A 13,228-nucleotide genomic window follows, 5' to 3' on the forward strand; every position below is an offset into this window, starting at 1 on the left:
ACCACGGCTTGTTTCCCTCATGTGAATCATCCCCCTTCCATGGTTACCGACCAGAAATACCTCGGTAATGTGCCTGCGTCGCCCGCGGCGTTACGTTCATGGGCATCACGAGAGAGGGGGTGCTCATGGCATCCACATATCGATTCACCGCCGCGCGCAGACGCCGAGGGGCCGGATGGCGGCATGCCCTATGCGCCATGGCGGTCATCGCAGTCGTCTGCCTCTGGTGCGGCCTGTCCGCGCCGACGGCGCAGGCCGACGAAGCCGAGGCGACCGACAAATGCGTCCCGACGGCTGAATTCGGCTGCGTCAACGGCATCCTGCAGGGATCCGACCAGAAGCCGATCGCCGGCGTCACGGTGACGCTCGGCGGCGCCGAGACCGGCGAGACGACGACCGGCGACGACGGCACCTGGGCGTTCAAAGTCGCCGATGACGGCAAATACACGGTCACGATCCCGCAGGACGTCGCGAAACGGTACGGATTCGCATCCGCCAGCGCGGATGTCGAGATCGTCAAGACATCGTTCTCGAAGCAGCGCGGCGTCGTGCGTTTCGACAAGACGTCCACGTCGGACGCGGCGTCCAAGCCGAGCGCCGCGGCATCGGGCATGAAGCGGCCGGCGACCACGGACGCGGCCGACACGTCCGGCAAGCCGTCGGCGTCGTCGGCGACATGGACGCGCTTCTGCCAGCAGCTGTATTCGGGCATCGTCTTCGGTCTGCTGCTCGGCCTCATGTCGGTCGGCATGAACCTCGTCTACGGCACGACCGGCCTGAGCTCCTTCTCGCATGGCGAGCAGGTGACGCTCGGCGGCCTGATGGCGTACGTCGGCACGCAGATGCTGCATATGCCGGTCGTCCTCTCCGCGGTGTGCGCCGTCGCCGTCGGCGCCCTCACCGGCCTCGTGCAGGACCAGCTCATCTGGGGGCCGTTGCGCCGCAGGCGCGTCGGCACGATGCAGCAGATGATCGTCACGATCGGCCTGTCGATGGCGCTGCAGTACCTCTATCAGTTCTTCTTCGGCGGCGACATCAAGGGCATCGTCAAATCGGTGCCCGAAGGCATCCAGATCGGGCCGATCACGACGAACGCCCCCGCGCTCATCTGCGCGGGCATCGCATTGGCGACGATCGTCGGCGTGACCGTCTTCCTCTACTGCACCAGGCTCGGCCGCGCCACGCGCGCCGTCTCCGATAACGCGGCGCTCGCGGCGGCGTCCGGCATCAACGTCGACTCCGTCGTACGCATCGTCTGGACACTTTCGTGCGCGCTCGCCGCCCTCTCCGGCGTGCTGCTCGGCATCTACCTCAACGGCATCGCGTGGAACACCGGCGTCACGTTGCTGATGCTGATGTTCGCCGCGGTCACGCTCGGCGGCCTCGGCACGGCGAACGGCGCGCTCGTCGGCGCGCTCGTCATCGGCGTCGTCGCCGATCTGAGCACGCTCGTCATCCCGAGCGACATGCGATATGCGAGCGCGCTCGCGATCCTCATCCTCGTCCTGCTCGTGCGACCGCAGGGCATCTTCGGCAAGCGCAATAGGATTGGGTGATTATTCATGGACACGATGACCATTGTTGCGAACATCCTTGGCGAATTGTTCGCCCCCACGACGGCGGCCTATGCGCTCGCGGCGATCGGGCTCAACATCCATTTCGGCATGACGGGCCTGATGAACATGGGCCAGGCGGGTTTCATGCTGCTCGGCGCCTACGGTTTCGCGATCACGCAGATGCACGGCGCGAACCTCTTCTCGTCGGTGCTGTTCGCGCTGCTGCTCGCGGCCGTCTACGCGCTGCTGCTCGGCATCCCGACGCTCAAGCTCGGCCCTGATTATCTGGCGATGGTCACGCTTGCGGCCGCGGAGATCGTGCGCATCGTCGGCAGGTCGACGTCGATGACGAACATCACCGGCGGTTCCGCCGGCATCGCGCCCCAGGACTTCACGACGCGGTTCGAGGACCTCTCCCCGTTGCCGGACGGCACGTCGACGTTCCTCATCTGGACGTACAACAACAACATCGCGAACTCGTGGTGGCTGCGCATCGTCGCCTGGGTGCTCGTCGCCCTGTGCGCGTTCCTGTGCTGGCGTTGGTTCCGCTCGCCGTGGGGCCGTGTGCTCAAAGGCATCCGCGAGGACGAGAACGCGATCCGCTCGCTGGGCAAGTCGGTCACGAAGTACAAGATGCAGGCGCTCATCGTCGGCGGCCTCTTCGGCGCGCTCGCCGGCGTCGTCTTCGTCCTGCCGCGATCGCTCAACCCCGATTCGCTCGGCCGCACCGTCACGTTCTATACGTGGACGATCCTGCTGCTCGGCGGCGCCGCGACGATCATGGGCCCGATCCTCGGCTCATGCGTGCTGTGGGTGCTGCTGACGGCCGTCAAGGAGACGATGCGCGTCACGATCCCGTCGACCGTCATCTCGTCAAACCAGATCGAGGCGCTCGGCTGGATCATCGTGGGCGTCGCGCTCATGCTGCTGGTGATCTTCAGACCGCAGGGCATCCTCGGCAACAAGAAGGAGTTGGCGTTCAATGGCTGAGAACAACAAGGCGCCCGTCGATGCGGCGCAAAGGCATGACGTGGGCGCGGCGCCGGCCGCGTCCGTCAGGGAACCGTTCTACGACATCGCCAGATGGGGCACGAAACCGCCGGAAGGTGAGGATCTCATCTCGACCGCTTACGGCGACAAGGTCACACGCGACCTCGCGTTCGTCGAGAACAAGCCGGGCGTGCACAAGCCCGACCCGATCCTCGTCGCGGACGGCGTCGTGCGCCGTTTCGGCGGCATGACGGCGGTGGACGTCGACCATTTCGAGATCGAGCGCCACGGCATCACGGCGCTCATCGGCCCGAACGGTGCCGGCAAGACGACGTTCTTCAATCTGATGACCGGATTCGATGTGCCGAACACCGGAAGCTGGCATTTCGACGGCAAGGACATGCAGCACGTCCACCCCGAGCAGGTGGCCCGCGGCGGCATGGTGCGCACGTTCCAGCTGACGAAGGTCATGAGCCGGCTGACGGTGCTCGACAACATGCTGCTCGGCGCGCCCGACCAGCCCGGCGAGGGCATGTTCCGTTCGCTCTTCCCGGGCATGTGGAGAAGGAAGGAGCGGGAGAACCGCGAAAAGGCCGAGGCGCTCCTCGAGCGCTTCCTGCTCATCAAGAAGAAGGACGACTTCGCCGGCTCGCTCTCCGGCGGGCAGCGCAAGCTCCTCGAGATGGCGCGCGCGCTGATGTGCGACCCGAAGCTCGTCATGCTCGACGAGCCGATGGCCGGTGTCAATCCGGCGCTCAAGCAGTCGCTGCTCGACCACATCATCAGCCTGCGCGAGGACGGCACGACGGTGCTGTTCGTCGAGCATGACATCAACATGGTGCGGCACATCGCCGATTGGGTGACCGTCATGGCTGAAGGCAGGATCGTCGCGGAAGGCCAGCCGAAGACCGTCATGGACGATCCGGCCGTCGTCGACGCCTATCTCGGCGCGCACGCCGACGTCGACCTCGGCGGCGATTCGGTACTCGAAGGTTTGGAGGAACGCTCATGAACGCGGTAACGTCACCGGACAGGAAGGCCGGCAAGCGTCACGGCAGGAAGGTTGCACGTGAAACAGAGGGCGGAACGGATATCTACGGGCTCGACGGCACCGCCGACGCGCCGCGGCCGATGAGCCGCGCCGAGGTCCACGTCGGCGAGCCGGAGGGCGAGCCGCTGCTCGACGCGGACAACCTCGTCGCCGGGTACCTTCCCGGCGTCAACATCCTCGACGGCGCGTCGCTCACGCTGCATGACGGCGAGATAGTCGGCATCATCGGGCCGAACGGCGCGGGCAAGTCGACGCTCCTCAAATCACTGTTCGGGCTCGTGCGCATCCATGCGGGCAGGCTCATGTTGCGTGGGCGCGACATCACGAACCTGCGCGCCGACAAGCTCGTCGCGAAGGGCGTCGGCTTCGTGCCGCAGACCGAGAACGTGTTCCCGAGCCTGACGATCGCCGAGAACATGCGTATGGGTGCGTACCAGGCGCCGAAGAAGTTCGATGAACGCTTCGAGTACGTCTGCTCGATCTTCCCGAAGCTCGGCGAGCGGCGCAACCAGCTCGCCGGGCAGCTCTCCGGCGGCGAACGGCAGATGGTCGCGATGGGCCGCGCGCTGATGATGCAGCCGTCGGTGCTGCTGCTCGACGAGCCGAGCGCGGGTCTGTCGCCGATGATGCAGGACGAGACGTTCATCCGCGTGCGCCAGGTCAACAAGGCCGGCGTTTCGGTCGTCATCGTCGAGCAGAACGCGCGTCGCTGCCTGCAGATCTGCGACCGCGGCTACGTGCTCGATCAGGGGCGCAATGCGTACTCGGGTCGCGGGCGCGACCTGATGAACGACCCGAAGGTCATCAACCTGTATCTCGGCAACCTCGAGGAGGAGGTCGAAAAGGCGGGGCAATGAGCATCCTTCGATGGAACGGTTGCAAAGATAATAATTGAAGCATCGTCAACCAATTGTTGAAATTGTCTGCGAAATATGCAAGTAACACAACCGTCAACGAGTGCTTATAATTAAATATAATATAAGAGAAATAATTGAACATCCGATGATAAGAACAATGATGCAACACATGCAACGACGATGACGGCGGCTGCCGTCCGTCCGGCAAGAGGAAGACAAGAGGAAGAGAAGTGATTCGTATGCGACTGCACAACATACGCAAGCAGGCAATGGTGATGACGGCGTTCGTCGCGGCGGCGACGCTCGCATTGTCCGGATGCGGCGGCTCGTCGGGCGCCTCCGACGCGAGCGCGGCGGCCGACGGGAACGGCATGGTCGTCGGCGCGCTGCTGCCGCTCACCGGAACGCTCGCCTATCTGGCGCCCCCGGAGGTGGCCGCGATCAAACTCGCCGTGAACGACATCAACGCGGCCGGCGGCGTCCTCGGCAAGGATGTGACCGAGGTCGAGGCGGACACGTCGGACGGCGAGCACGCCGACCAGAACACGTCGGCCGCGCAATCGGTGCTCGCGAAGCATCCGTCGGTCGTCATCGGGCCGGCCGCGTCGGGCGTCGTCAAGAACGTCTACAAGAGCATCGTCGCCGAGAAGATCCCGGTCATCTCGATGGCGTCCACGTCGATGACGCTCTCCGGCATGGATCCGTACTTCTTCCGCACCGTCGCGCCGGACGCGGTGCAGGGCGCCGTCATGGGCGACCTCATCGCAGGTGATGGCGTCAAGAAGCTCGCGATCGCATGCTTCAACGACGAATACGGCACCGGCATGCGCGACATCATCCTCGGAAAGCTCAAACTCGCCGGCGTCGACGTCGTCTACGGCGAACAGGACGCGTTCGATCCCGCGGAGACGAACTACTCATCCATCGCATCGGCGATCAAGGCCTCCGGCGCCGACGCGACGCTCATCATCTCGTACGACCAGGCGACGCCGCTCATCAAATCGCTCGCCTCGGCCGGCGTGGACACGCACAGGCTCTACCTCGTCGACGGCAACACCGTCGACTATTCGAAGACCTACGACGCCGGGCTGCTCAAGGGGTCGAAGGGCACGATCCCCGGCGCCCACGTCGACGACGCGTTCCTCGCGGCGCTCAAGGGCACCGGCACCGAGGTCTCCGACACGACGTACGCGGCGGAGACGTACGACGCGGTGATCCTCTCGGCGCTCGCCGCGGAACAGGGCGGCAGCGCAAGCGGGGAGACGATCCAGAAGAACCTCGCGTCGGTCTCCGGCGCGGACGGCGGCGAGAAGTGCGACAGCTTCAAGGCCTGCAAGGCGCTCATCAAGGACAAGAAGAAGATCCAGTACTCGGGTAAGACCGGCATCGGCGCATTCAACAAGAACAACGATCCGAGCTCCGCGAACATCGGCATCTACGAATACGACGACAAGAACGTCAACGTGTTCCAGGCGATGCAGAGCGGCGACGTGCCGAGCGAGTGACACACCATACGTGGGTCCGGCACGGGACGGACCCACCGCTCATCCGAGCGACTCTCGGCAGTGGGCCACCCATAGCGGGTGGCCCGCTGTTTCGTCCCGGCGCCGTGTGCGGGCCTGCGCACGCTCAGCGCGTCGTGGAACGCTCGTGCAGCGCGACCGGAACGATCGTCGCACGCGCCCCGCGTGGGGACTCGTCGATCTGCTCCTCGACGTCGTCGGCGATCGCGCGCGCGATCGCGGCGAAGTCCTGACGGACCACGGTCAGCGGCAGCCCCGCGCAATCGGCGACCGTCGTCCCGTCATAGGCGACGACCTGCAGGCGCCCCGGCACGGCGATGCCGCGCAGCGTCGCCTCCTGCACCGCATATGCGGCGGCGACGTCGGCGCCGACGAACGCATCGAGCCGTGGATGGGCGTCGAACGCGTCGTGCACGGCGCGGCGCACGCCCTCGAGGTCGGACACATCGCCCGACTCGATGTAGTGATGCCGGATGCCGGCGCCGTCGAGCCGTTCCTCCAACGTCTGCACGTAGCGCACCGTCGGGAACGTCGTGCCGGTGTCGTCGAGGTCGGTGAACTGCCTGCGGGGACCGCCGACGATGGCGACGTCGCGGGCGCCGGTGCGCGTCAGCAGATCGGCGATGAGCGCGCCGCCGCGGCGGTGGTCCGAGTCCACCTGGTCGATGCCGGCCCCGAGATCGCGGTCGAAGGCGACGACCGGTCGGCCGATCGACGCCCAGTAGTCGGGGTCGTGCGTCGTATGCGCGGCGACGACGAGCGCGTCGAGGCTGCGCTGGCGCAGCATGTCGACATACTGCGCCTCGCCTCCTTCGGCGTCGACGGTCGAGCACAGCATCGTGCGCAATCCGCGTGCGGAGAGCTCGCGCTGCAGCTGCGACGTGAGCGTCGCGAAGAACGGATGGCGGATCGTCGGGACGATGACGCCGACGATGCCGGTCCTGCCGTGGTAGAAGTGGCGGGCGAGCTCGTTGGGGACGTAGTTGAGTTCGCGCATCGCCTGCTCGACCTTCGCGCGCATGTCCTGCGACACGTATCCGGTGCCGTTGATGACGAGTGAGACGCTGCTCACCGAGACTCCCGCGCGTTTCGCGACGTCGCGCATGCCGACCATCCGTGCCTCCTGTCGTGGTGTGCCATGGTGTTGCCGCCGCCGGTCCGATATGTATCCGCTGGGGGCGCCCGCATGTGTCGAACCGGTTTGACGATTCCATTGTAGAGGTGGCGCGCGTCGGCGTCGAACGCGGCATGGCCCCGGCGGCCGCGTTCCCCGGGGCGTCCGGTGGTTATCGAACCGGTTTGACACGCCGAAGGGGAGGCCGTGTTGCGCGGTCGCCGCGTCGGTGCCATAATCATCGGTATCGAACCGGTTCGATACAACACCATCGATCCGGTCCCGGGCTTCGGCCCGACCGATTGATCCCAACGGTGTGATTGACCGACCATACCCGACTCGACGAGGAGGAACCCGTGAAGAACAAGGTCCAGCTCATCACCTACGCGAATCGTCTCGGCGACGGCAACCTCGCCTCGCTGACCGACATCCTGCGCACCCGCTTCGACGGCGTCTACGAAGGCGTGCACATCCTGCCGTTCTTCACGCCGTTCGACGGCGCCGACGCCGGCTTCGACCCGATCGACCACACGAAGGTCGACCCGCGTCTCGGCGACTGGGACGACATCGCCGAACTCGCGAAGACGCACGACATCATGGTCGACGCGATCGTCAACCATATGAGCTGGCAGTCTCGCCAGTTCCAGGACGTGCTCAAGCGCGGCGAGGAATCCGAGTACTATCCGATGTTCCTGACGATGAGCTCGGTGTTCCCGGACGGCGCGACCGAGGAGGAGCTCGCCGGCATCTACCGCCCGCGCCCGGGCCTGCCGTTCACGCACTACAGCTTCGCCGGCAAGACGCGACTCGTCTGGGTCACGTTCACGCCGCAGCAGGTGGACATCGACACCGATTCCGCCGAAGGCTGGGAATACCTGATGTCGATCTTCGACCAGATGGGCAAGTCGCATGTCAAGTACATCCGCCTCGACGCCGTCGGCTACGGCGCGAAGGAGGCCGGCACGAGCTGCTTCATGACGCCGAAGACCTTCGGTCTGATCTCCCGGCTGCGCGAGGAGGGCGCCAAGCGCGGCCTCGAGATCCTCATCGAAGTCCACTCGTACTACAAGAAGCAGGTGGAGATCGCCGCGAAGGTGGACCGCGTCTACGACTTCGCGCTGCCGCCGCTGCTGCTGCACTCGCTGTTCACCGGCGACGTCGACGCGCTCGCACGCTGGACCGAGATCCGCCCGAACAACGCCGTCACCGTCCTCGACACGCATGACGGCATCGGCGTCATCGACATCGGCTCCGACCAGCTCGACCGCTCGCTCAAAGGGCTCGTCCCCGACGAGGACGTCGACGCGATGGTCGAGACGATCGCGAGGAACACGCACGGCGAGTCGAAGGAGGCGACCGGCGCCGCCGCGTCGAACCTCGACCTCTATCAGGTGAACTCCACCTACTATTCGGCGCTCGGCTGCAACGACCAGCACTACATCGCCGCGCGCGCAGTGCAGTTCTTCCTGCCCGGCGTGCCGCAGGTGTACTACGTCGGCGCGCTCGCCGGCAGGAACGACATGGCGTTGCTCAAGCGCACGAACGTCGGCCGCGACATCAACCGCCACTACTACACGACCGCCGAGATCGACGAGAATCTCGAGCGTCCGGTCGTGCAGGCGCTCAACGCGCTCGCGCGTTTCCGCAACGAACTGCCGGCCTTCGACGGCGACTTCAGCTATATGACGAGCGACGACGGCGCGACGATGAGTTTCACGTGGAACGATGGCGAGACGTCGGCGACGCTGAGCTTCACGCCGTCGAAGGGCATCGGCGTCGACAACATGCAGCCGGTGGCGACGCTCGCATGGAAGGACGCCGCCGGCGAACACGTCAGCGACGACCTGATCGCGAACCCGCCGATTGCGCGCATGGGCTGAGCGGTCCGCAGCGGACGAACAACGAAACGGAAAGAGGCAGATCATGGTGGACGAGCCGGGCGCCGGCGGCAAGCCGGTCGGCAACGGCTACGTCCGTCCGGGCATCGACGACCGACCCAACCTGGACAAGGCGCTGAGCCCCGAAGACAAGGAGAACATCGCGCGTCTGACCGCGCCGATGCCGAAGAGACGCGCCGCCGAGCGCAGCGTCGACGATGAGCAGACGCAGGGCGTCAAGCTCGCCACCGATTCGCAGGTCCCCGGCTCCGGCATGGCCGCGCTCGCCGCCGTCGACACGGCGGTGCCGGACGAGGACTCCGCGTTCATGGACATGCGCGATCCGATGGTCTCGGCCGACGGCCACCGTCCGACGAAGACGGAGATCGTGCGGCTCGGCGTCGGTTTCACGGTGTCCGCGATCGCCTGCGCAATCCCGTGGGTCGCGTTGAGCACCGTCATCCTGCCGCGCGTGTTCGAGCAGATCGACGCCGGCAGCAAGGTGTTCATGCTCGGCCTCGTCAACTCGATCGGCGCGTTCGTCGCCCTCATCGCGAACATCGTCTTCGGCGCGCTCTCCGACCAGACGCGTTCGCGCTTCGGCAAGCGCACGCCGTGGATCGTGCTCGGCGGCCTCATCACCGGCCTGAGCATCGGGGCGATCGCGTTCACGCGTTCCGAGGCGCTCATCGTGACGCTGTGGTGCCTCGCGCAGATGGGCTACAACATGATGCTCGCGCCAACATGATGCTCGCGCCGTACGTCGCCGTCGGCCAGACGCTCGGCTCGGTCGTCGGCGCCGCGTTCCTCACGCACGGCGCATCGGGCATCTTCCAGGCGTGGATGATGGGCCTCGCCATCTTCTCGCTCGTCGGCATCTTCGTCGTCGTATGGCCGTGCGAGAAATCGAGCAAATTCGAGGCGGACGGCGAGGCGATGAGCGCGAAGGCGATCCTGCGCGACTTCCGCCCGCCGCGTCACGCGCCCGACTTCTACTACGCGCTCGTCGGCCGCACGTTGATGATGGGCGGCTACTGGATGATCACGACCTACCAGCTGTGCATCGCGCAGGACTACATCTACGCCGGCGACCCGCACGCCATCGACAAGGCCGCCGCGATCATCGCGACGATGGGCGTCATCACGCTCGTCGTCTCGCTGATCGCCGCGGTCGCCGCCGGGCCGATCACCGACCGCATCGGCAGGCGCAAGCTGCCGGTCGCGCTCGCGAGCTGCCTGTTCGCCGTCGGCGCCGCGATGCCGCTGCTGTTCCGCTCTCCGATGGGCATGTATCTGTTCGCCGCGATCGCCGGCCTCGGCTACGGCGTCTACAACGCGATCGACCAGGCGCTCAACGTGGCCGTGCTGCCGAATCCGAAGGAGGCTGGCAAGGATCTGGGCATCCTCAACCTCGCGAACACGCTTTCGACGGTCATCGGCACGATGATGACGTCGATCGTCGTCTCGATCGCGAAATCGGCGATGCATGCGTCGGGCACGCCGGCGGCCGCCTATGCGTGGGTGTTCGTCGTCGCGATCGTCATCGTGCTCATCGCGGCCGCGTTCATCATGCGCATCCGCAACGTCAAGTGACGCGTTCCTTTCATCATCACATCGCCAAGGCCGGCGACGTCCACGTCGCCGGCCTTGTTCGCATCGATGGAGTGCGTCATGCTCACCGCGCGAAAAGGCGCACGTATTCGTCGGAGCTCATCGAGCGCACGGTGGACCGTTGGAATGCGGCGCGGTCGCGGGTGATGATGAAGTCGATGTGATGGACTTCGGCGGCCGCCCGGACGAGTCCGTCCTCGAAATCGGGCTCGTCCGAGCGAATCGCCAGCGCACAGAGCTCCTGATCCACCGTCAGCACGACGAACAGGTCGAGGAAGGCCTCGATGTACTGGCGGGTGAGCAGCTCGCCGATGGATTTGCCGGCGATGTAATACAGATCCTTCAGCGAACCCGGCGTTACGCAGATCCTGGCATGCCCGTGCGCGGCCAGCTGCACGAGCGTCGCCGCGGCCTCGGAATGGGGACGGTCCGGCACCACGTAATCGAGCAGGATGTTGGTGTCGAGCAGCAGGCGCGGCGCATTAGGCATGACGGTTCCTCAACGTTTCGCGCACCTCGTCGTCGGACATCGCCGCCAATGCGGTGCCGGAGGGCGTCTGCGCGCGCAGCGACTCCAGTTTCTTCAGCGCGATCAGCTTGCGGGAGCGCCGCGACTCCGACGCATCGTACGCAGGAATCTCGCCGGTGTCGGCGATATGCGCCCACAGGTCGCGGATGACTTGGTTCGGTGTCGTCCCGGCTTCGCGGATCCGTGCGTTCGCAATCGCCTTCGTCGTGGCGTCCACGCTTGCGCTGACGGTCGATGTGGCCATCGTCGCTCCTTTCGGTCGTTTCTTGGGTATATGCACCAATCTATCTACTGTAGATAATTCTACTATCTATAGTATCGAACGACATACTGCAGCCTGTGCGCTCCGGATGCGTGAATTCGTCTGCGCGCACGGCGGTAACGTGTCGGGCGCCGCGCGGCTGCGGTTATCGTTGTGCTTATGAACGATCAGTCTCCACAGCAGGATGCGGACGGCGCCGGGCGTCCCGCGCCGCGTCCGTTCCCGAATTCCGATTATGTGCGTCCGGGCATCGACGACCGCCCGGATCTCGACAAGGCGCTCACCGACGAGGACAAGGCGGCCGTCGCACGACTCGCCGTGCGCCAGAAGCCGAAGACGCCGCCGGCGGCCGCCGACCAGCCGGAGGTGCAGGCCGCCGCGATGGGCGTCAATGTTCCGGTCGGCGGCGCCGACGAGCCGGTGCCAGACCTAGAATCCGCGTTCCTCGACATGCGCGACCCGATGGTGGATGCGAACGGCTACCGTCCGACGAAGGCGGAGGTGCTGCGCATGAAGATCGGCTTCGCGTGCACGGCGTTCTTCCTCGCGTTCGCGCTCGCCGCGCTCAACATCACGCTCGTGCCGCAGGAGCTTGATGTGTTGGGCGGCCCGGTTGGCGGCGCCGTCGCGCTGTCCTGGGTGCTCGGCGTGGGCATCCTGTGCTCGCTCGTCGCGACGATCTTCTTCCTGCCGCTGTCCGACCACACGCGCACGCCCCTTGGCAGGCGCGCTCCATGGTTCGCCGGCGGTACTCTCGTCGCCGTCATCTTCGCGTTCTCGCTGAGCGCCTGCCATACGCCGGTCGCGGTCGGCATCGTCTGGGCGCTGCTGCAGATCGGTCTGGCGGCGATGCTGTGCTCGTTGCACGCGTCGATCGGCGAACGCGTGCCCGACAAGTTCCGTGACGCCGTCGGCATGTGGCGCACGGTGGGCGTGCTCGCGGGCCTCGTGTTCGGCATCTGGTTCGGCGTGCTGATGGCGTCCGAGCCGGGCGTCGGCATGGACCTGTGCGCCGTCGGCGTGCTCGCCGCCGGCATTCTGGGGCTACTCGTCGTCCCCCGCGAATCCTCGACGGTCTATTCGCGCGCGAAGCCGATGGAGACCGCCGATCTGCTCGTCACGCTGCGTGTCGACCACCCGACGGCCATATGGCGCACGATCTGCCTGATGCGGCTGTTCGCGTCCGCCGGCGTCATGCTCGCGGTCGCCTATGTCTGGTTCGTCGTGCGGTACCGCCGTGGTGTCGATGCCGGCCTCGACCTGCGTGCGACGATGACGATGGTCGCGCTCATGGGTCTGCTGGCATGCGCGATGGCGCTGTTGAGCGAAGGCGTCACCGATCTGCTGCGCGCATCGTTCGACAACGGTCGGCTTGTGCTGATGATCGGCGTCGCATTGGCGATCGTGGCCGCCGTCGTGCCGCTCGTCAGCTACACGACCGCCGGATTGTACGTGTTCGCCGGCATCGGCGGATTCGCCGTCCATATGGTCGACGACGCGCTGCGGTCGCTCGCCGTGGCTTCGGTGCCGCAACTCGACCGCGCCGCCGGATACCTCGCCGTGTTCAACACGAGCGCGACGGTGGGACGTCTGCTCGGCGCCGCCGTCGGCGGGTTCGTCTTCGCCTATGCGACCGCCTTCTCGAGCGTCTTCCTGTGGGCGGCGATCATGTTCGCGTGCGCCGGCGCGTGCGGCGCCGCCGCGATCGCGTACTCGTCCAAACGCTGATAGGTGAGGCATTGATAGGTAAGGCGGCGTTCGCTGTGTTCGTTGTGCAGGCATAGTGAACGCCGCCGATCGTTTGGAGCCATGGTGCTGATGTTCCTGCGAACGGAGCGGCGTCGAAATATGGGCCGAC

General features: G+C 66.0%; 10 protein-coding genes and 1 pseudogene. 8 read left to right on the forward strand and 3 right to left on the reverse strand.

Annotated elements, in window-relative coordinates; translation table 11 throughout:
* Positions 1 to 125: 125 nt before the first annotated feature.
* The 5 genes from B1400_RS02260 to B1400_RS02280 all read left to right on the forward strand — a co-directional run bounded on the left by B1400_RS02260 (position 126) and on the right by B1400_RS02280 (position 5,959).
* Positions 126 to 1,556, forward strand: coding sequence for a branched-chain amino acid ABC transporter permease (locus tag B1400_RS02260; RefSeq protein WP_095612911.1), 1,431 nt, complete (start codon positions 126 to 128; stop codon positions 1,554 to 1,556).
* A 6-nt stretch (positions 1,557 to 1,562) separates the two neighbouring features.
* A complete protein-coding gene (locus tag B1400_RS02265) occupies positions 1,563 to 2,546 on the forward strand; it encodes a branched-chain amino acid ABC transporter permease (RefSeq protein ID WP_095612839.1) in 984 nt (327 codons plus the stop codon).
* Positions 2,539 to 3,558: an ABC transporter ATP-binding protein gene (locus B1400_RS02270; RefSeq protein WP_095612840.1), complete on the forward strand. Its 1,020-nt coding sequence runs from the start codon at positions 2,539 to 2,541 to the stop codon at positions 3,556 to 3,558. The genes B1400_RS02265 and B1400_RS02270 overlap by 8 nt, the downstream gene beginning before the upstream one ends.
* A 119-nt stretch (positions 3,559 to 3,677) precedes the next feature.
* The gene (locus tag B1400_RS02275) at positions 3,678 to 4,454 is read left to right on the forward strand and encodes an ABC transporter ATP-binding protein (protein ID WP_095612912.1); all 777 of its coding nucleotides are present in this window, start codon (positions 3,678 to 3,680) and stop codon (positions 4,452 to 4,454) included.
* Positions 4,455 to 4,693: 239 nt separating this feature from the next.
* A complete protein-coding gene (locus B1400_RS02280) occupies positions 4,694 to 5,959 on the forward strand; it encodes an ABC transporter substrate-binding protein (RefSeq protein ID WP_095612841.1) in 1,266 nt (421 codons plus the stop codon).
* Between the two features lie 124 nt (positions 5,960 to 6,083).
* Here the strand turns inward: B1400_RS02280 and B1400_RS02285 are convergent, their stop codons facing one another.
* Positions 6,084 to 7,091 (reverse strand): LacI family DNA-binding transcriptional regulator, encoded by a 1,008-nt coding sequence (locus tag B1400_RS02285; RefSeq protein WP_095612842.1) that lies wholly within the window; start codon positions 7,089 to 7,091, stop codon positions 6,084 to 6,086.
* 356 nt (positions 7,092 to 7,447) lie between these two features.
* Between B1400_RS02285 and gtfA the strand changes: the two genes are divergently transcribed.
* Complete coding sequence (gene gtfA, locus B1400_RS02290; protein WP_095612843.1) at positions 7,448 to 8,971, forward strand: sucrose phosphorylase; 1,524 nt, start codon at positions 7,448 to 7,450, stop codon at positions 8,969 to 8,971.
* A 43-nt stretch (positions 8,972 to 9,014) separates the two neighbouring features.
* A pseudogene (locus B1400_RS10085) lies at positions 9,015 to 10,561 on the forward strand (MFS transporter).
* An 82-nt stretch (positions 10,562 to 10,643) separates the two neighbouring features.
* Here the strand turns inward: B1400_RS10085 and B1400_RS02300 are convergent.
* A complete protein-coding gene (locus B1400_RS02300) occupies positions 10,644 to 11,069 on the reverse strand; it encodes a PIN domain-containing protein (protein WP_095612844.1) in 426 nt (141 codons plus the stop codon).
* Positions 11,062 to 11,352 (reverse strand): type II toxin-antitoxin system RelB/DinJ family antitoxin, encoded by a 291-nt coding sequence (locus tag B1400_RS02305; RefSeq protein WP_095612845.1) that lies wholly within the window; start codon positions 11,350 to 11,352, stop codon positions 11,062 to 11,064. The genes B1400_RS02300 and B1400_RS02305 overlap by 8 nt, the downstream gene beginning before the upstream one ends.
* Before the next feature lie 177 nt (positions 11,353 to 11,529).
* On the opposite strand from B1400_RS02305, the gene B1400_RS02310 reads away from it, so the two are divergent.
* On the forward strand, positions 11,530 to 13,098 hold the full coding sequence (locus B1400_RS02310) for an MFS transporter (protein ID WP_095612846.1): 1,569 nt from the start codon (positions 11,530 to 11,532) through the stop codon (positions 13,096 to 13,098).
* Positions 13,099 to 13,228 lie beyond the last annotated feature (130 nt).

The sequence above is a fragment of the Bifidobacterium italicum genome (genome assembly GCF_002286915.1).
Classification (GTDB): Bacteria; Actinomycetota; Actinomycetes; order Actinomycetales; family Bifidobacteriaceae; genus Bifidobacterium; species Bifidobacterium italicum.

Coding starts and splice junctions, on each gene's coding strand:
- B1400_RS02270 (WP_095612840.1), top strand. CDS start 2,539: ATGGCTGAGAACAACAAGGCGCCCGTCGATGCGGCGCAAAGGCATGAC.
- B1400_RS02285 (WP_095612842.1), bottom strand. CDS start 7,091: ATGGTCGGCATGCGCGACGTCGCGAAACGCGCGGGAGTCTCGGTGAGC.
- B1400_RS02310 (WP_095612846.1), top strand. CDS start 11,530: ATGAACGATCAGTCTCCACAGCAGGATGCGGACGGCGCCGGGCGTCCC.
- B1400_RS02275 (WP_095612912.1), top strand. CDS start 3,678: ATGAGCCGCGCCGAGGTCCACGTCGGCGAGCCGGAGGGCGAGCCGCTG.
- B1400_RS02305 (WP_095612845.1), bottom strand. CDS start 11,352: ATGGCCACATCGACCGTCAGCGCAAGCGTGGACGCCACGACGAAGGCG.
- B1400_RS02280 (WP_095612841.1), top strand. CDS start 4,694: ATGCGACTGCACAACATACGCAAGCAGGCAATGGTGATGACGGCGTTC.
- B1400_RS02300 (WP_095612844.1), bottom strand. CDS start 11,069: ATGCCTAATGCGCCGCGCCTGCTGCTCGACACCAACATCCTGCTCGAT.
- B1400_RS02260 (WP_095612911.1), top strand. CDS start 126: ATGGCATCCACATATCGATTCACCGCCGCGCGCAGACGCCGAGGGGCC.
- B1400_RS02265 (WP_095612839.1), top strand. CDS start 1,563: ATGGACACGATGACCATTGTTGCGAACATCCTTGGCGAATTGTTCGCC.